This is a genomic window from Deltaproteobacteria bacterium (genome assembly GCA_019309045.1).
GTDB lineage: Bacteria > Desulfobacterota > Syntrophobacteria > BM002 > BM002 > JAFDGZ01.
In genome coordinates this window covers 14,703-32,813 of record JAFDGZ010000034.1, presented here as the reverse complement: position 1 = coordinate 32,813, position 18,111 = coordinate 14,703, and the positions used below count along the sequence as shown (strand labels likewise).

Sequence of the window (18,111 nt, the reverse complement as noted above, 5' to 3'; positions counted from 1 at the left end):
AGCGATATCACGTTGCGGCCACGGCCGCGGTATGGCCGCTCCCACAAGTAGTGTCCCAGAGACACAGAACAACTCGAAGAGACACGGTCGATCTTTCGTCACATATCCCAACAAGACTCTGGCCTACTTCTTGCTATCAAGATATCGGCTTTGAAATTGCCAGAGATGGGAAAAAAGCGCGGCATTGTTTTAGATGAATGCACTTTTTTCTTGACAACTTGTGGACTTCGTAGTAATTCTGCGGCCGTTCGATGTGGAGAAATGGTAGTAGCCGTCCCTTTCAACTGGAAGGAGGTGATGCGGGAGGGGTATTGTTTGTTGTACTAAGGGCCATAGGAAACAACACAAGGAGAGAAGAGTTAAAGACAAGGAGGTTGTATGAAACGCGTACTGTTTTGTCTCGTAGTAGTCATTGCGGTGGCGGCGATGGTTGCACCTTCTTTTGCGGCGGAGGCCAAGTTCGGCGGCGTCTTCCGGGTGAGAGCCATCTCCAATGACAATATTTCAAGCGGCGACGATGACGTTGATGACAACAACAACTTTGTGGACCAGCGCTTGAGATGGTACTTCTTTGCCGTGGCCAGCGAGAATCTCCGCTTTGTGTGGCGCGCTGAGATCGGCGACATTACCTGGGGTCAACCGGGTTCAGGCAAAGGCCAGGGCGGCGCAAAGGGTGCTGACGCGGTGAACGTGGAGACCAAGAATGCCTACATGGATTTCACCATCCCCGGCTACCCCATCAGGACCCAGCTCGGCATCCAGGGTGTGGCCCTGCACAAGGGCTGGTATCTGGATGACGACTTCTCCGCTGCCAAAGTCGCCTTGAACTTTGACCCTGTGGACGTGATCGGTTATTTTGCCTGGCACACCAACGACGATAATACCAAGACCTCGGACGACATCTGGAACACGGGCGCCAGCGTCGGCTACAAGGCTGAAACCTGGAACGCTCGCCTCAGCTTTGGTGCACAGCACTCTGGCCGTGAAGCTGCCCAGGGATTTGTGGATGACTTGAAAAATGGCCTAACAGGGTTGCCCGGACTCAGCCCAGGGGACATTGCTGAAATAAATGCTATAGAAGCAGATGACGACGGTGTGGACCTCTTCATCCTGATGGGTGAGTTCAACATGAAGTGGGAAAACCTCTCCGCCTTCCTGATTGCCGGCAAGAACTTCGGTAGCCTGGATCTGGACGGTGCATCAGATCAAGATTTCAAGGGATGGATGGTGGATGTGGGAGCAAACTACCTGCTGGATCCCTTCACCCTTTCCGCCGAGTTCCTCTACCTGAGCGGCGACGACGACATCACCGACGGCGACCTGGACGACTTCGATAACTGGGTGCCATTCTCCGGCGCTTCCCATTACTGGTCGGAAATTCTCGGCCTGGGAACTCTGGACCGCAACGGTACAGCCGGCGGAGACTTTGCCCCATTCGGCAATTTCACCACGGGCGTGGGCAACGATCATCCCAGCAACGCCCTTGCCTTCAAACTGGGCGCCAGCATGATGGCCACAGAGAGCACCAAGCTCACCCTCAACTACTGGTTCAACATGCATGCCGAGGACGTGTTCGACGATGCCAACGACCTTGACAGCACTGACGACGCCATTGGTCACGAGTTCGACTTCTACCTGGATCAGGGCATCTGGGAAGGCTTGAAGCTGCGTCTCGTGGGGGCCTACCTCTTTGCAGACGACGGCTTCAGCACCTCTAAGAGCGATGATGACGTCTACGAGCTCGGTGCCAGGGTGCAGTACAACTGGTAGTTTCGTTTACATTTGAAAGACGATCACAACATGAAAAACCCCGGGGTTTCCAGCCCCGGGGTTTTTTCTTTTTGCAGATGATTTCTAAATCCGCCCCAAAATGGCCATTATAACTCCCCTCTCCTGAGCAGCCGCTTGCTTCATCCCTGATTGATGGTTACTCTAAATTGGAATATGCAAACGTAGAGTATGGCCGTGCGGCTTATCGTATTTACCAACAGAGTGTGCCGCTTGCTTTATCGCGGCTAGGGAGCCGCTCCTACAGGAATTATTATCGTAACTATTCCCTCTGTGGGAGCAGCGTCCCGCTGCAATGAGCTTCTCCCTATAGAAGCAGTCACACCTTTGGTGTGGCTGCGATAAATTATCTCGGCTAGAGAGGGTAATTGAAGTGACAACCAAGAATATCTTACTTATAATGGCAACCATCATCCTGCTCCTTTCCTGTGCGCCGCAGCCTCCCTACTGGAAGCCCAGCGGCACACCCCAGGGGGAGCCGCCCCAGATCACCGCCTATTACGGAGCCCATATTATCCGTCCCGGTGACACCTGGCGGGTTTACTTGCGGGCCAACGATCCCGACGGGGATATGGCCTACATTGCTACCACCATTCGCCAAGACGGCGTCGGCTTCTATCCGGCAGTGCGCACCAGACTCGAGCCAAACAACAGGGGAGAGCTTGCTGGCTATCTCTTCCTGCCCACGCCGCCAGACCCTGACCTGGTCTGGGATCAGTTCCAGATCACTCTTCTGGTCCGCGACCGGGAGGGAAATGGCAGCAAACCCGTGACCCTGCCGCTCACCTTCAATTATCGGAACTACACCAACCCTGAAAAGGTGTCTGCTGAATGGAACGATGTGGCTGACACTCGTTTGGGAACCATCCTTGTAGATATCATAAGCTCTGAGCGTTACAACACCCAGGGGGACCATGGGGACAGGGTGCTTTTCTGGTAAGATTAAAAAATTCTTTCTTTTGTGGGAGCGGCATCTTGCCGCGGTAGCGTATCGCAGTCACGCCTGGGGCGTGACTCCCACAGGATGATGAAATTCCCTATCATGCCAGACACGATACCCCTCCAATTCGGTTTCTTATTCAAGACATCATCGCGGCAAGATGCCGCTCCCACAAGAATTGTTGGTGTAAGCTAGTATCCTTCTGTGGGAGCAGCGTCTCGCTGCGACTAGCTCCGGCAAGACGAAGATATCTTAGATTACCGGATACAGCGGTAATCCTTCGAATTCTCCCTCCAATTCAAACCTGGTAACGACAATACCAGAAGGGATAGTCGTGGAAATCTTGAACCAGCTTGGCCCTGACGGGATTATTCAAACAATACAGAATGACATCCCTCAACACTTCATCTTTCCTGATTGCATGGTCGTGATATTGTACCTGCCAGATTCTGCCCTCCAATTTCAAAATCGATTTTATCTTCTTCGAACTGTAGCTTTTTAGACTATGCATCAAATTGGAAAGCGAGTCTGAAATGAGCCTTGCAATGAAATGAAGATGATCTGGCATCACCACCGCCGCCTCAAGATCGATCACTTTTTTTTCATCAAGCCATAACAAGCTGTCGAGAACTATTTGGGCTGCTATTGGCTCTGAAAAGATCTTCCGCCTGTTGTGGGTTGAAGTAGTGATTAGATAATAATTTCCAGTAGTTGATGCTCGGCCTTTTCTCAGATATCGAGAGCCCTTTGTAGGTAACATAACTTAGTGTAAGAAAAAGGTCTTTTTGTTGGAGCAATCACGCCTTTTGCGAAACTGCGATGCTTTTTCGCGGCAAGATGCCGCTCCCACAGAAATCCTTATCCACTGATCTTGACCTGTAAGTGCAGGCACACCAAGGATGTGATCGTGATGCTTTTTGGCGGTTAGTGAGTATTTCCCCAATGAATCTTATGCGCCTGTATTCCTCTTGTGAGAGCAGCGTCCCGCTGCGATCACGCCATTCGTGTGACTGAAACACTCTATCGCGGCAAGATGCCGCTCCCACAGGTATTATTGTGGTCTCATTCCTTCTGTGGCAGTCACGTCATTGGCGTGACTGCCACACGGAAATTACGACCCTCCTTGCTGTCCAACGGGTGGAACTGCCGCAGGCTGCTGCCGAACCTGGCCGAGTTCATACACGAAAAGTACACTCTTGCTTGCCTTCAGGAACTCCTTGTCCTTCAGAACCATGGCCACCAGTTCGTCAGCACCATCGCCATCCACGTCCGCCAGGCGGTAGCTCACCACCATGCCGTCTATGGGCCGCGTCTTCCACTGGGGCAGCAGTTCGTAGCCGTCCCACACCAGGGACATGATCTGACCATTGGAAAAATTACGCTGTTTCATCAACAGGCGGGAGAGGAAGGAAGTGTTCTGATTGACCAGCACCTCTGGTTTGCCGTCGCTGTTGAGGTCTGAAAGAATAAGCGGCGAGGGGATGTAATAGGGCTCAGGCAGCACTACACCGCTCCGGTCTTTCATGTACTCCTCCTGAATGCTTTTTCTTGGCGGGATCTTGTTGGCAGTGGCCCCGTAGTAATCTCGGCTTCGCCACAGCCGCTTGCCCGTATCATCGAACAGATAGAGCTTGTCTTCAAAGCCGATGAGTACTGTTTCAACCCTACCGTCGCCGTTGAGATCAGCCTGCAGGAAGTTGAACACGTTCGCCTCTTTGGGAAGCCGCAGGGCATCCAGGGGCGAATATTTGCCCCCTGCGGATTGCAGCAGATAGATGCCGGGCATAAAAATATCATCTGGCGTCTTTTTCTGCCCAATGAGCACCATGCCTTTCTCCGGCAGGAAAACTCGATTGAAATACCAGGGCACTTCGCCAGCTGTCTTGGCCAGTCTGCCCCCCTGCCACTCCAGCACAAATGATGAAAGGATATCATTGCGGATGTTGTTCACATAAATCTCAGCCCTGCCGTCCCCGTTGCCATCCAGAACACAGACCCACACCAGTCTGTCCAACCGGGAAGTCTCAAATGATGCCAGTTTGATGAGACTGCCCTGAGCCCAGCGATATACCAGAACCTCCCTGAATCTGGACAGTACAACTATTTCTGGGCGGCCGTCGCCATCTATATCTCCCACGTCCATGCCGTTTACCGGGAACTCGAGCCGCTGGCTGCGCCAGAGATCCGAGCGTGTACCCCCAGCTCCAGGAGCCTGCTGCATGATCTCGAAGCTGCCTCCGGGCACAGGCGAAATCGCTTCTGAGCCCTGACGGCTCAGCAATCTTTCAGGGTGCTCCTGGGAAAACTTTGGCTTGGGCGGGGGAGCAGCCGCCGCCATCTGCCGACCAAAGAGCTTGCCGTTTATGGCTTCAGCAAAGTCGTTTATCTTCGGGATCACCTCCCCCATGCTTTTGGCCTGTTCGTAGACGGTCACAGGAGAGCCCTCTCCGGTGAGAGGGATCATCTTGGCATCAATGCTCACGCTGTTGCCAACTACCGTCAGGCTGCCGAACAGCACATAATCCGCACCCAGTTTGCCGCCAACCTGTCGTGCCTTGGCCTCGTCGAGCGGCCTAGGGCTTGCGGCCATCGCCTTTTTCACCAGCGGTTTTTCGATGACTTCTACTTTGCCCTCCCAGGAGAGGCGGCTGGCGAGCATGTCCATGATGCCTTCGCGCAAGTAGCTCAAGTCTTCGGCTGCATTGATCTGAAAAGGGAGCACCGCCACCTTCTTGACCGCTGCAGGGCCCGGGGTGAAAAACGCCAGCACCATCCAGATGGCGCCGATAAAGATTATGGCGATCTTCTTATAATGAATCATTTCCTTTATTCCAATTCCTTTGTATATTAGGGTTGCTTTCGCAAAGGCAAATTTAGTTGAAGTCGACTTGATGTCTGCGCTATCTACCATGGATGGAATCTTCCGGTCAAGGACAGGGGTTCCGAGAAAATTACCGGTGGACAGGACCAGACGCTGCACAATGTTCTGAATTATCGATTCTTCATCAAATGTCTCTCATAGTCATTCAGCTTTAGGAGGCCGCCATGCCAGAATTGAAAGAGATGTACAAGAAGATTATGGACGACCATTTCCCTGAGCAAATGAGCATTACTTTTGGTGAACAGACTCTCACCTACCGCAAGCGCACCTGGAAACTGCCAGACGACAAGAGTGGAATGCTCATCGAAAAAGGTCTGCGTTACGGGGAAAATCCAGGCCAGGAAGCAGCTCTGTACGAACTCGTCAGCGGCAACCTGACTCTGGGGGAATGCCAGTTCATCGAGCCTGGCCTCGGCCTGGTGAGCAGCATTACAGAAGCAGACATGCTGCAGGCCGGTAAGCATCCCGGCAAGACCAACCTCACTGACCTTGACAACGGGCTCAACATAATAAAATATCTTGCAGAGCGTCCAGCAGCAGTTATTCTCAAACACAACAACCCCTGTGGCGCAGCCCATGGCAGCACTCTGGCCGAAGCTTATGACCGGGCCAACATGGCGGACCGAATTGCTGCCTTCGGAGGGTGCGTGGTCTTCAACAAGCCGGTAGACAGAGCGACCGCGGAACTGGTGAGCGCCAATTACCTTGAAGTGGTGGCAGCTCCGGACTATGAAGAGGGTACGATTGACATCCTCAGACAACGGCCCAATCTCAGGATCATTCGAATCTCTCGCATCGACCAGTTGAAAGAATTTCGGACAAAGAGATTTGTCGAGTTCAAGTCTCTCATGGACGGCGGCCTTATCGTGCAGCAGTCCCCTCTCAATGCAATTCTGAGTGTCGATGACTTCAAGCCGGCTGAAGCCGAATATCAGGGGAAAACGTATCGCATCAACCGTCAACCCACTCCAGATGAACTCAGGGATCTTCTCTTTGGCTGGAGCATCGAACAGGGTGTGACCTCAAACTCGGTGCTCTACGTCAAGGACGAATGTACCGTGGGAATTGGCACCGGAGAACAGGACCGCGTGGGAGTGGCCGAGATCGCGGTCTACAAAGCCTACACCAAGTATGCTGACCGACTCTGCTTCCAGAAACATTCCATTTCCTGCAAGGACCTGGAGCTCGCTGTTGCCAGAGGCGAAAAGGAAGCTTCTCTCAAAGATGAAATAGACGCAGCAACCAGGGAGGCCAGAGGGGGTTTGCCGGGGTCGGCAATGGTATCTGACGCCTTTTTTCCTTTCCGTGACGGCGTGGATGTGGGTCTCAGAGAAGGAGTAACAGCCGTGGTTCAGCCTGGAGGATCTATGCGGGATTTTGAGGTGATCGAGGCCTGCAACGAAGCTGGGGCCACCATGGTATTCACCGGACAGAGAGCGTTCAAACATTAGAGAAATACCAGCTCTAGTAGTGCGCTGTTCGATAACTCCGGCTGAAAATGCCAAAACTAGAAAGGTAGTTCACCGTGACAAATGACGGAGCTTCTCACAAGACTAGCCCTGCTCCCGGGCTGAACAACGAGGACGATCATTCCCGGCAACTGCTGTGGGAACGGTTGCGCAACATCATAGATAATCTCGGACCCAAGGATGTCTACCGCTCCATCTATGACCACAGGGGAAACCTCCTGGTGGCAGGCTATCATCCTGCCCGGGATGAACTGGTCCAAGATTTTTCAAAGGTGGATTTCCGCGACAAGTCAGTGGTAGATTTTGGTTGTAATTTCGGCTACTTTTCTTTTCTTGCCGAAAAGTTGGGGGCAAGAAAAGTGCTCGGGGTAGACAACCATCCGGACATCATCGAAGGATGTCGTATTCTAGCCGCGCTTTACGAGTCCCACGCTACTGAATTCATGGTGGACAACATAGAAAACCTCCAGCAGGTAGCCGACACCTTTGACATTGTTATGCTCATAGACTATCTGGGAAGGTTTAGTATCAGGAAGGGAAAGATTCCCCTCATACTTGGCGTCCTCGAGTCTCTGGCCCGCACGGAACTCCTCTTCATAGTTCGGCCCGTCTACCATATCCGCAATGAACTCAGGTCGGAACCAGCAGAACTCGCAAAACTCTATCCACCCCGCTACATACAGGACGAATACATCGAGGTGCTCTCGTTCATTGAAGATTTTTTGGCTCCGCGGTGGTCTGTGCGCCGCATCTCAGCTATGCCAAAATATTATCAGCGAGAGAAAAAAGTGGTGCACTTCACCAGGAAATCTATATAGCCCGGTTCAATCGTGGCCGCGATGCTTTGTCGCGGCCACGCCGTGGGCGTGACCGCTCCCACTACCCTTTTTACTATTCAAGATTCGCCCCAAAACAATTCTTTCTTAATTAGATCCATGGAAGTAGCGCCCCGCTGCAATATTTAGGTCGCAGTTTGAGCATCGCTGCCACAGAGATAAGGATGAGCCAGAGCAGGCCTCGCCCCGCCGCATCCCCTTTCTCCTAGAAATGATGCGTCCAGCGGAGATTCAACCTGTAGCCTTGCGGCCGGTTCTCGGCTGCCGTCTCGAAATAGGCGTTGAAGAAAAGATGATCGTCCCGGGAAAAATGCCAGACCATACCAGGGCCAAAGGCAAATACCTGTTCCTTGGTGCCGGAAATACTGTTCCCGTCCATCTCGTCATTGGTGAGCTGTTTGAGATAGTAGCCATTGAATCCTAGACGGAGCTTATGGGGCAGCACCTCATAGGCAGTTGCATAGTTCAGATGAATTGCCTGCCCTGACTGGGTGTCACCGGCGTCTCCGAAGTTCCTGTTTGGATCATTATTTTTGGCATTCCAGAGATAATGAAACCGCACAGAAGCTGTCCACTTGGGCGTAATGAACAGAGTCCCAGCCCAGTAGGGATTGAAGGAGAAAAAATTGCTCCCCGGATTGAGCTCTTTGTCGTCGTCATATTTGCCTGTGGGGAAGATGAGCTGCAATTCTATCCGCTGCATGAAAATGGGTCCATTCTTGCCCATGATCGGATCCCATTGCAGAAAGGGTCCCACAAGAATGTCCCCGAGTCCGGAGCCATTGTCCTGAGGAAAGCCAAAATCCTGATCGTAATTCACATCAATCGAGACCACAGGCACGATCAGATCCAGGCCCCATTTGCCGCCAAAGAGCAAAGGGTAATCCGACTGATAAATGAGCTGCGATAGGCTGATCCATACTTTCAAATCTTCATTGGCTATGGGCGGAAGCAGTCTGTCACCATTTTTGTCTTTGAATTTGTCGGAATTGTAATATTGCAGGTATTGTTGGAAATAGAAGCCAGGACCAGCAGGCGGCCCGCCGTCAAGGAACGTAGTAAAGCCGAGATTCAGGGCGGGCAGGTGATAGGCCTGGACAGGACCCGTCCAGAAAAGCCCGCTGGTAAATCCGACCAAGAGAGAAATCAACAGCAAGAAGGAAAAGCTTCCCGAGGTAAGTCGTCTCATCGTAACTCTCCTTTCTCCTTTTTTATGCTATCTATCTTATTGCTCACCCCCATAATTAGGGCATATCTTCAAGCAAACCAAGCGCTGGCCCCTGCCGTACAAAAAATGCCTTACAAGAGAGCTCAATCGGATGGTTCGCGCCGTTTCTTGGCCGCCTCAATAAGCTCCAGCAGGGAGACGATTTTCTCTTTGGGCTGTTGATTAAAACAGCGGTCCCATTCGGCCCTAGTAAGTTTCTCCCGCAAGTATAGCGCCACAGGGAAATATGGCTGCCAGCAGAGAATGGCCCGGGCGCAGGGTAGAGTATTGTTTTCTTGGCGGCAGTAGCCAAAGTTGACCTGGTGGCCGAGTTTGGGGCATCTAATTTCGAGGTGGTCGTACATATCTATCTTTTCTATCTTTCACAAGCTTTGCGAGTAAACCTGTACCAATATACGTACTTATGGCTTGGGAAACCCTTCCAGAGCTTTTAGAGCCCGCTCGATCTCCTCGTCCGGAAGTTCATATCTTGTCAGCTCGCCAGAAAGAAAAGCGTCATAGGCGGCAAGGTCTACCAGACCATGGCCGCTCCAGTTGAAAAGAATGACCTTTTTCTTGCCTTCCTCTTTGGCCCGCTCAGCCTCCTGCACCACCGCAGCGATCACATGATTGGTTTCCGGCGCTGATATGAACCCTTCAGCCCGCGCCCACTTGATACCCGCTGAAAATGTCTCGATTTGATCAAAGGCTCTCGGCTCGATGATCTTCTCTCTGACAAGATGGCTGATTATCGGTGCCATGCCATGATACCTGAGGCCGCCTGCGTGAATAGGCGCTGGTACAAAATCATGTCCCAGCGTATGCATGGCCAGCAGTGGCGTGGTCTGGGCAGTATCTCCGAAGTCGTAAGCGAAAGGTCCCTTGGTCATGGTAGGACAGGAGGTGGGTTCTGCTGCAACCACGGCAATTTTTTTGCCGTGAATCTTGTCGCGCACGTAAGGAAGACACAGACCGGCAAAATTACTGCCGCCGCCGGCACACCCCATGACCACGTCAGGATAAACGCCGATTTTTGCCAACTGTCTCTGTGCTTCCTGACCGACTATGGTCTGGTGCAGGAGTACGTGGTTGAGGACGCTTCCCAAGGAGTACCTGGCCCTGTCGTCAGCAACAGCATCCTCTATGGCCTCACTGATAGCAATGCCGAGACTTCCAGGCGAATCAGGGTGCTCGGCAAGAATTTTTTTGCCGGCTGCAGTTCTGTCGCTGGGACTCGGAATGCATTCCGCCCCCCAGGTCGCCATCATCAGTCGACGATATGGTTTCTGTTCATAACTCACCCTCACCATGTACACCCTGCACTCCAGGCCGAACATCTGGCACGCCATACTCAAGGCGCTGCCCCACTGGCCTGCACCGGTTTCCGTGGCTATCCGTTTTACGCCAAAGGCCTTGTTATAGTAAGCCTGAGCTACAGCAGTATTCGGTTTGTGGGAGCCGGGAGGACTTACTCCTTCATGCTTGTAGTAGATCTCCACCGGTGCATCCAACAGTTTTTCGAAATTACGAGCCCTGTAGAGTGGAGTAGGACGCCAGATGAGATATTTTTCCAGTACGTCTTCCGGAATATCGATCCAGCGCTCGGTACTCACCTCCTGCTCAATAAGGTTCATAGGGAAAACCGGAGCTAAGTCCTCTGGACCTACTGGCTTCCCCGTTCCTGGGTGCAGCGGCGGACTCATGGGCGTCGGCATGTCCGCCAGAACATTGTACCATTGCTGTGGAATCTCGCTTTCCTCCAGAAATACTTTTACCTGCTCCATAATGATCCTCCTTATGAAAATGAAAAAAGCCATGGAGAAACTCCATGGCTTTTAAAGAAATAAAAAGAGCCATGGGAATTCCTCCTACCCCACGGCCCTTAGCGTACAAACAGAGCCTCTGTGGGCAGGCTCATAAGAAAGCCCGCCACCACCACAAAAACTTCTGTACCTTGTTACCTATCATCTGGAATACCTTAATCGAAATAATGTTTGTTGTTACTATAAAATTGGCTAGAATGTCAAGGTTAAAAATCAGAGGAGTTGCTGCTTTTTTCCAGAGTTCAAAGCGCTACGAGTATATCACAAGGTGAGTGTCAAGGGAAGTCCCCTTGATCCTCCTTTACAAAAGGGGGAAGACTCGCTTCGATTCTACCAGGTTATCCCTCTTACTACTGGAAAAGCAACTGAAACCATTAGCTGAAGGCTTCCAGGACGGCTTGCCCCAAATTCAGCCATACCACGTCAAGAAGGGAGGCTCTCATGATCATTGACCAGCTCACAGTGGGAGAGATGGCAGTATTCTGCTACCTGGTGGCTTGCCCTGAGAGTCGCGATGCAGCAGCCATTGATCCTGCCGGCGACACTGAAAAGATTCTGCAGATTTTGCAAGAGAAGAGTTTACAACTCAAATACATCATCAATACCCACGGCCACGCAGACCATACCTGCGGCAATCAGGCTCTGGCCAAGATTACCGGAGCCAAAACCGTAATGCACGCCCTGGATGACGATTTTTTCACCACCGAAGAAGCAAAGGGCTGGGCCACAGAACTCGGACTTTGTGCCGCCTCGCCGGTGGATATTCGCGTGGCAGACGGCGAACAACTGCCTCTGGGAAACCTCACCCTGGAGTTCATCCACACACCCGGCCATACCCCTGGAGCAGTGTGCATCAAAGTTGAAAACAACCTCTTCACCGGAGACACCCTGTTCGTAGGGGCCGTGGGTCGCACTGACCTGCCGGGGGGGTCCCTGGAGAGGCTGCTAAAGTCAATCGAGGAAAAGATCCTGCCTCTCCCGCCGGAGACGGTGATCTGGCCTGGCCACGACTACGGTGAACAACCTCGGTCTACCATAGCCCATGAAATGAAAACCAACCCTTACATCACGGACTTCATCTTGGACGGCTGAGGCTCTCTAAATGGGGAATGGGCCCAACCAATAGGCGGTTTGGCCCTTACTTAGTAAACGAACATAATGGGACAAATCAGGCGAAAAAGGTTTCCAGTTCGTGTTTCAGACCTCTGGTCATCAATTCTGAGATGGCAGCCTTTGGAGGAAGATCTTCGTACAGGATGCGATACATCTGCTTACAGATAGGCATCTCCACCCCCTGTCTTTTAGCCAGATAATAGGCGGAACGAGTGGTCTTGACTCCCTCTGCCACCATTTGCATTTCAGCTAGAATGTCAGTAAGCTTCTTTCCCTGACCCAACTGGTATCCCACGGTGCGATTTCGACTGAGGTCTCCCGTGCAGGTGAGCATCAGGTCACCAACACCAGCGAGGCCTAGAAATGTCAAAGGATGAGCTCCCATGCTGGTTCCCAGGCGGCTCATTTCCGCCAAGCCCCGGGTAATCAAGGCCGCCCTGGTATTGTGGCCCAACCCGAGTCCGTCAACAATTCCTGCTGCCAGGGCAATCACGTTCTTCAGGGCGCCGCCGAGCTCCACGCCGGTCACGTCCGTGCTGCTATAGACCCTGAAATAGGCAGTGGAAAAAAGACGCTGCACCTCTAGAGCCACTTCTTTGTCAGGCGAGGCCACCGTCACCGCAGTAGGTACAGACTGGACTACTTCTCGAGCAAAGCTCGGACCAGAGAGCACTGCATAGTACCACTGCAATCCAGCAGGAATGATCTCCTGCCAAATCCCCCACATGGTCTTGAGGGTATCGTTCTCGATTCCTTTGGTGGCGCTGACAATTACAGTCGACTCCCCAATAAGATCAACCATCTGAGACGCCACCCGGCGGTAAACATGTGACGGCACCACCATGAGCAGGAACCTCCTACCAAGGACTACCCTCTCGAGATTACTTTCCGGCATCACCAGAGAAGCAAGGCGCACACCTGGCAAGTAGAGGCTGTTCTCTCTCTTTTCCTGCATATGTCGACAGAGATCTTTTTCGTAGACCCACAAATAGACTGGCATCTTTTTGCTCGCAAGTAAATTGGCCAGCGCCGTTCCCCAACTGCCAGCTCCCACTACCCCCACAGCCTCAGTTGCTGTTTCTTTGCTGTTGTCGACAGGCATCAATTTCTTTCTGCTCCTTGCTGTCCGTCCTCCACCTCGGCAAGACAGGTAAGGTCTACCACTTTTTCACCCGCTTCGATATCTATCAGTCGTACGCCCTGGGTAATCCTGCCGATCACCGAAATTTCATTCACCCTCATGCGAATAATCCTGCCGCGATCAGTGATCAGCATGATTTCATCGAGATCATTTACCTGCCGGAAGCCGACAACCATGCCATTTCTTTTGCTGGTTCGGATGGTGAGTACCCCTTTGCCTGCCCGCCGGCGCAGAGGATATGCCGTGGTGGGCGTTCTCTTGCCAAAACCATTCTCAGTTACCGTCAGAATCGTGGCTTCATTATTGACAACCTCCATGCCCACCAGAGCACTGCCATTCACATCCATGCCTCTGACACCCCGAGCTGCTCGTCCCATGGGTCTGATTTCATTTTCAGGAAATCGCAAGGCTTTGCCTGCCTGGGTCATCAAGAAGAGTTGTTCGTTGCCGTGCGTCAATCTGGCACTTATCAGTTCATCATCCTCACTGATCTTGACTGCAATGATTCCACCAACTCGGGGATTGCGAAAGGCCATCAGATCTGTCTTTTTCACCACACCCCTGCGAGTGGCCATGACCACATAGGTGCTGGCTGCAAATTCCCGCACTGGCAGGATGGTAGCCACCCGTTCATCAGGTCGAAGCTGCAGCAAATTGACCACGGCTTTGCCACGCGCCAGAGGACTGGCCGGAGGAATCTGATATACCCGCAACCAGTGCAAACGACCCAGGCTGGTAAAAAACAGCAGATGATCGTGAGTGGAAGCGACAAAAAGCGTCTCAACAAAGTCTTCCTGGCGCGGCCGGGTTCCTGTGCGGCCCTTTCCTCCTCGACGCTGACTTCTATAGGTACTCGCCGGAGTCCGCTTGATGTAGCCTGCATGAGAAACCGTAACAATCACATCCTCCTCGGCAATATAGTCTATTAGTTCCAGTTCCTGCGTCTGCTGCACTATCCTGGTGCGGCGGCTGTCTCCGTACTGCTCTTTCAATTGGTGCAGCTCCTGGCGGATTTCGGCATTGAGCACCTCCTGATTGTCCAGTATACCGCGCAGCCTGGCAATTTCCTGCAGCAGATTCTTGTGTTCCTCAATGATACGTTCTCGCTCCAGGCCGGTGAGCCGCTGCAAGCGCATATCCAAAATCGCCTGGGCCTGAGCATCGCTGAAGCCGTAGCGCTCCTGCAACTGTCCTTTGGCAGCCTTTGGGTTTTCCGCCCTCTTGATGAGCTCAATGATAGCGTCGATGTTCTCCAGGGCTATTTTCAAACCTTCCAGGATGTGGGCGCGCTCCTCTGCTTTCCTAAGTTCAAAAGCGGTTCGTCGCAGCACCACACCACGGCGATGTTCCAGAAAATGCGCGAGGATGTCGCGCAGAGAAAGCAATTCCGGTCTATTGTGCACAATGGCCAGCATATTGATGCCAAAGGTGGCTTCCATCTGGGTATGGCGGTACAGGTTGTTGAGAATCACCTCAGGTTGCTCGTCTCTCTTGAGCTCGATAACCACCCGCATTCCTCGACGATCCGATTCATCGCGGATGTCTCTTATGCCTTCGATCTTTTTCTGTTTCAGCAGGTCAGCTATTCGTTCGAGCAGCTTTGCCTTGTTCACCTGAAAAGGCAGCTCGGTTACGACAATTCTTTGCCGTCCCACCCTGGTCTCTTCTACCTCTGTCTGGGCCCGTACTTTGATCAGCCCCTTGCCAGTCCTGTATGCCTCCCGGATGCCTCGCATGCCGTAAATGGTAGCAGCAGTAGGGAAATCCGGCCCTGGTATATACTCCATGAGAGCATCCAGCTCTATATCCGGTTCGTCTATCATTGCCAGCAGTGCGTCAATCACCTCAGAGAGATTGTGCGGTGGTATATTGGCGGCCATACCCACGGCAATGCCAGCTGAGCCGTTTACCAAGAGATTGGGCACAACCGTGGGAAGCACAGAGGGCTCGAACAGGGAGCCGTCATAGTTGCTGACGAAATCTACAGTTTCCTTGTCCAGATCCTTGAGAAACTCCTGTGACAGCTTGCTGAGTCGTACTTCCGTGTACCGCATCGCCGCGGGGGGATCGCCATCAACTGAGCCAAAGTTACCCTGACCGTCTACCAGGGGATAGCGCATGGAAAAATCCTGCGCCATTCGAACCAAGGCCTCGTAGACTGCTGCATCACCATGGGGATGAAACTTACCGATGACATCACCGACTATTCTGGCTGCCTTCTTGTAAGGTTTGTTGTAATCATTGCCCAACTCGCGCATGGCATAGAGAATCCGGCGGTGGACCGGTTTTAGTCCATCTCGAACATCTGGCAGGGCCCTGCCTATGATGACGCTCATAGCATAGTCGAGATACGATTGCTTTATCTCATCTTCTATTCTGATACTAGAGAGTTGCTCCCCCATGACTCAATAACTTCCTTCGCTTGTTATCGATTGCCCAAAAAATACAGGATGTGCCGGCCAAAATATTGCTCATCGTCCTGGCAGCAACACCCTGTATACTTCCCTATATGTCTAATTCTCTCACCTGGAGAGCATTTAATTGTATAAATTCTCTTCTCGGCTCCACCTTGTCACCCATGAGAATGGTGAAAATGCGGTCGGCCTCCACGGCGTCCTCAATGGTCACTTGCAGGAGGGCACGTTTCTCCGGGTTCATGGTAGTCTGCCAGAGTTGCTCGGGGTTCATTTCGCCCAGGCCTTTGTAGCGTTGGATCGTCAAACCTTTCTTTCCCTGCTCTTGCAAGTACTTCAACAGGGACCTCTTCGATTCGATGGTGGTCTGCTTGTCTCCTTCTATGAGAAGGTAAGGTGGTTCCTCCAACTCCTGCAGTTGCCGCCGTTGTTCGAGAGCGCGGCGAAAATCTACCATCTGGAATAGTTGTTTCCCGACAGTTATCCACTCCCAGCCGTTTTCTTTGGGTCTAACCAGCAGTTCGTGGGTACCATATTCCTTGTCTTCTCGGAGATCGCTTACCTGCAGACCGGCTTTTTGCAATTGTTCTCTCACCTTGATCATGGTACCTAGATCTGCCTTGATCTCTGTCTTCAAAAAGAGCGCCAGCAGTTCTTTAATGATATCGAGGTTATAGCCTCGCTTTTCCAGGGCGAAGAGAGTGTCGAAGTAAAGAATCATTTTTTCCAGGATGCGCAGAAAGCTGGCACCCTGATATTCTTTGCCATTTCTGTTTATCACCAAACGTCGGTTCTCCACAGCACGCTCGAGCAGAAAACGTTGCAATGCCTTCTCATCTCGAACATATTGCTCCTGTTTCCCTCTACTGACGCGAAGCAGTGGTGGCTGGGCAATATAGAGATGACCTCGACTGATGAGTTCTTCCATTTCCCTATAGAAAAAAGTTAGCAGCAGTGTTCTTATATGAGAGCCATCAACATCAGCATCTGTCATAATAATTATCCTGTGGTAACGCAGCTTGGCAATATCAAAATCATCCTTGCCCACGCCAGTTCCCAGAGCAGTAATCATGGCACATATTTCCTGATTTTCCAGCATCTTATCAAAGCGAGCCTTCTCAACATTCAAGATCTTGCCGCGCAGCGGCAAAATGGCCTGAAATTTGCGATCGCGGCCTTGTTTGGCTGAACCTCCAGCAGAGTCCCCCTCCACAATGAAGAGCTCACTTCGACTGGGATCCCGTTCCTGACAGTCGGCCAATTTTCCCGGCAAAGAATGTTCGCCCAATATCCCTTTCCGTCTGGTGAGCTCTTTTGCCCGACGTGCTGCTTCTCTTACTCTGGCAGCTTCAACCACTTTGTTGAGAACAGCTCTTGCTACGGTAGGATTCTCTTCGAAAAAGCCGCTCAGTTGCTCGTAGACAAGAGCTTCTACCTGGCCCTTCACTTCACTGTTTCCCAGTTTGGTCTTGGTTTGACCCTCAAACTGGGGCTTTGCCAACTTTACGCTAATAACAGCAGCCAGACCTTCTCTGACATCCTCACCTTCAAGCTTGCCTTTCATATGCTTGGGCACCGTATCCCCAGCAGCATATTGATTGATACTGCGAGTAAGCGCTGCCTTGAAACCGCTGAGATGGGTGCCCCCTTCTTTGGTGTTTATATTGTTCGCGAAAGAGAATATTTTTTCAGTATAGGTCTCGTTATACTGCAAAGCGATCTCTATTGAGGTCCCATTCTTCATACCCGCCAGATAGATCACTTCGGGATGAATGGCATTCTTGTTCTTGTTCAGGTATTCCACAAACGAAACTATGCCGCCCTCGTAATAGAACTCTTGCTGGCGGTTTTCTCGATCATCTCTTATGCTGATCCGTACACCTCTGTTGAGAAAAGCCAACTCCCGCAGGCGGGTTACCAGCAATTCAAAACTGAACTGCACTTTCTTGAAAATCATGGGGTCCGGCTTGAACGTCACCCGAGTTCCTCGCCGCTGGGTGGTGCCGATCACCTGCAGGGGGCTCACTGTCTTGCCGCGTTCATATCTCTGCTGATAGACTTTGCCGTCTTTACGAATCTCCACCTCCAGAAACTCGCTCAAAGCGTTTACCACCGAAACCCCAACTCCATGCAAACCGCCAGATACCTGATAAGATTTATTGTCAAACTTGCCGCCAGCATGAAGTCTGGTCATCACTACTTCAACTGCGGGAATTCCTTCTTTTTCATGTCTGTCTATCGGGATACCCCGGCCGTTGTCATCAACAGTGATGCTGTTATCCGCCTGAATGTGAACATCAATAGAATCGCAGAACCCCGCCAATGCTTCATCTATGCTGTTATCCACCACCTCGTAGACCAGATGGTGAAGGCCTTCTGTAGAGAGATTGCCGATATACATTGAAGGTCTCTTGCGAACCGCAGACAAACCTTCGAGAACTTTAATCCTGCTGGCATCATATTTTTTCTCTGATTCGGGACTTACTTGCTGCATATTTC

At 51.9% G+C, this 18,111-nt stretch carries 14 protein-coding genes; 6 read left to right on the top strand and 8 right to left on the bottom strand.

The window, feature by feature from the left end; translation table 11 throughout:
* Positions 1-378: 378 nt before the first annotated feature.
* Positions 379-1,770 carry a hypothetical protein gene (locus JRI89_08990; protein MBW2071379.1) on the top strand — a complete coding sequence of 464 codons (1,392 nt, stop codon included), beginning with the start codon at positions 379-381 and terminating at the stop codon, positions 1,768-1,770.
* A 391-nt stretch (positions 1,771-2,161) separates the two neighbouring features.
* Positions 2,162-2,728, top strand: coding sequence for a hypothetical protein (locus tag JRI89_08985; GenBank protein MBW2071378.1), 567 nt, complete (start codon positions 2,162-2,164; stop codon positions 2,726-2,728).
* A 298-nt stretch (positions 2,729-3,026) separates the two neighbouring features.
* Here the strand turns inward: JRI89_08985 and JRI89_08980 are convergent, their stop codons facing one another.
* Together JRI89_08980 and JRI89_08975 are read right to left on the bottom strand one after the other, a co-directional pair.
* On the bottom strand, positions 3,027-3,488 hold the full coding sequence (locus JRI89_08980; GenBank protein ID MBW2071377.1) for a transposase: 462 nt from the start codon (positions 3,486-3,488) through the stop codon (positions 3,027-3,029).
* 351 nt (positions 3,489-3,839) lie between these two features.
* Positions 3,840-5,549, bottom strand: a complete 1,710-nt coding sequence (locus JRI89_08975) for a VCBS repeat-containing protein (GenBank protein MBW2071376.1) — start codon at positions 5,547-5,549, stop codon at positions 3,840-3,842.
* Positions 5,550-5,773: 224 nt separating this feature from the next.
* Between JRI89_08975 and JRI89_08970 the strand changes: the two genes are divergently transcribed.
* Positions 5,774-7,060 carry an IMP cyclohydrolase gene (locus JRI89_08970; GenBank protein ID MBW2071375.1) on the top strand — a complete coding sequence of 429 codons (1,287 nt, stop codon included), beginning with the start codon at positions 5,774-5,776 and terminating at the stop codon, positions 7,058-7,060.
* A gap of 74 nt (positions 7,061-7,134) precedes the next feature.
* Positions 7,135-7,896: a class I SAM-dependent methyltransferase gene (locus tag JRI89_08965; protein ID MBW2071374.1), complete on the top strand. Its 762-nt coding sequence runs from the start codon at positions 7,135-7,137 to the stop codon at positions 7,894-7,896.
* A 223-nt stretch (positions 7,897-8,119) separates the two neighbouring features.
* On the opposite strand, the gene JRI89_08960 is transcribed toward JRI89_08965, so the two are convergent.
* From JRI89_08960 to JRI89_08950, 3 genes are all read right to left on the bottom strand, one after another.
* Positions 8,120-9,103 carry a transporter gene (locus JRI89_08960; GenBank protein MBW2071373.1) on the bottom strand — a complete coding sequence of 328 codons (984 nt, stop codon included), beginning with the start codon at positions 9,101-9,103 and terminating at the stop codon, positions 8,120-8,122.
* A 122-nt stretch (positions 9,104-9,225) separates the two neighbouring features.
* Complete coding sequence (locus JRI89_08955; GenBank protein ID MBW2071372.1) at positions 9,226-9,486, bottom strand: hypothetical protein; 261 nt, start codon at positions 9,484-9,486, stop codon at positions 9,226-9,228.
* A gap of 57 nt (positions 9,487-9,543) precedes the next feature.
* Positions 9,544-10,905, bottom strand: coding sequence for a TrpB-like pyridoxal phosphate-dependent enzyme (locus tag JRI89_08950; GenBank protein MBW2071371.1), 1,362 nt, complete (start codon positions 10,903-10,905; stop codon positions 9,544-9,546).
* Positions 10,906-10,949: 44 nt separating this feature from the next.
* Here JRI89_08950 and JRI89_08945 point away from each other — a divergent pair, with 44 nt between their 5' ends.
* Together JRI89_08945 and JRI89_08940 are read left to right on the top strand one after the other, a co-directional pair.
* Positions 10,950-11,216: a hypothetical protein gene (locus JRI89_08945; protein MBW2071370.1), complete on the top strand. Its 267-nt coding sequence runs from the start codon at positions 10,950-10,952 to the stop codon at positions 11,214-11,216.
* A gap of 169 nt (positions 11,217-11,385) precedes the next feature.
* Positions 11,386-12,036 carry an MBL fold metallo-hydrolase gene (locus JRI89_08940; GenBank protein ID MBW2071369.1) on the top strand — a complete coding sequence of 217 codons (651 nt, stop codon included), beginning with the start codon at positions 11,386-11,388 and terminating at the stop codon, positions 12,034-12,036.
* 76 nt (positions 12,037-12,112) lie between these two features.
* Here the strand turns inward: JRI89_08940 and JRI89_08935 are convergent, their stop codons facing one another.
* The 3 genes from JRI89_08935 to gyrB all read right to left on the bottom strand — a co-directional run bounded on the left by JRI89_08935 (position 12,113) and on the right by gyrB (position 18,106).
* Positions 12,113-13,159 (bottom strand): NAD(P)-dependent glycerol-3-phosphate dehydrogenase, encoded by a 1,047-nt coding sequence (locus tag JRI89_08935; protein ID MBW2071368.1) that lies wholly within the window; start codon positions 13,157-13,159, stop codon positions 12,113-12,115.
* Positions 13,159-15,600 carry a DNA gyrase subunit A gene (gene gyrA, locus JRI89_08930; GenBank protein ID MBW2071367.1) on the bottom strand — a complete coding sequence of 814 codons (2,442 nt, stop codon included), beginning with the start codon at positions 15,598-15,600 and terminating at the stop codon, positions 13,159-13,161. The genes JRI89_08935 and gyrA overlap by 1 nt, the downstream gene beginning before the upstream one ends.
* Positions 15,601-15,703: 103 nt before the next feature.
* Positions 15,704-18,106 carry a DNA topoisomerase (ATP-hydrolyzing) subunit B gene (gyrB, locus tag JRI89_08925; GenBank protein ID MBW2071366.1) on the bottom strand — a complete coding sequence of 801 codons (2,403 nt, stop codon included), beginning with the start codon at positions 18,104-18,106 and terminating at the stop codon, positions 15,704-15,706.
* Positions 18,107-18,111 lie beyond the last annotated feature (5 nt).

Coding starts and splice junctions, on each gene's coding strand:
- JRI89_08990 (MBW2071379.1), top strand. CDS start 379: ATGAAACGCGTACTGTTTTGTCTCGTAGTAGTCATTGCGGTGGCGGCG.
- JRI89_08980 (MBW2071377.1), bottom strand. CDS start 3,488: ATGTTACCTACAAAGGGCTCTCGATATCTGAGAAAAGGCCGAGCATCA.
- JRI89_08975 (MBW2071376.1), bottom strand. CDS start 5,549: ATGATTCATTATAAGAAGATCGCCATAATCTTTATCGGCGCCATCTGG.
- JRI89_08970 (MBW2071375.1), top strand. CDS start 5,774: ATGCCAGAATTGAAAGAGATGTACAAGAAGATTATGGACGACCATTTC.
- JRI89_08960 (MBW2071373.1), bottom strand. CDS start 9,103: ATGAGACGACTTACCTCGGGAAGCTTTTCCTTCTTGCTGTTGATTTCT.
- JRI89_08955 (MBW2071372.1), bottom strand. CDS start 9,486: ATGTACGACCACCTCGAAATTAGATGCCCCAAACTCGGCCACCAGGTC.
- JRI89_08950 (MBW2071371.1), bottom strand. CDS start 10,905: ATGGAGCAGGTAAAAGTATTTCTGGAGGAAAGCGAGATTCCACAGCAA.
- JRI89_08945 (MBW2071370.1), top strand. CDS start 10,950: ATGGCTTTTAAAGAAATAAAAAGAGCCATGGGAATTCCTCCTACCCCA.
- JRI89_08940 (MBW2071369.1), top strand. CDS start 11,386: ATGATCATTGACCAGCTCACAGTGGGAGAGATGGCAGTATTCTGCTAC.
- JRI89_08935 (MBW2071368.1), bottom strand. CDS start 13,159: ATGCCTGTCGACAACAGCAAAGAAACAGCAACTGAGGCTGTGGGGGTA.
- gyrA (MBW2071367.1), bottom strand. CDS start 15,600: ATGGGGGAGCAACTCTCTAGTATCAGAATAGAAGATGAGATAAAGCAA.
- gyrB (MBW2071366.1), bottom strand. CDS start 18,106: ATGCAGCAAGTAAGTCCCGAATCAGAGAAAAAATATGATGCCAGCAGG.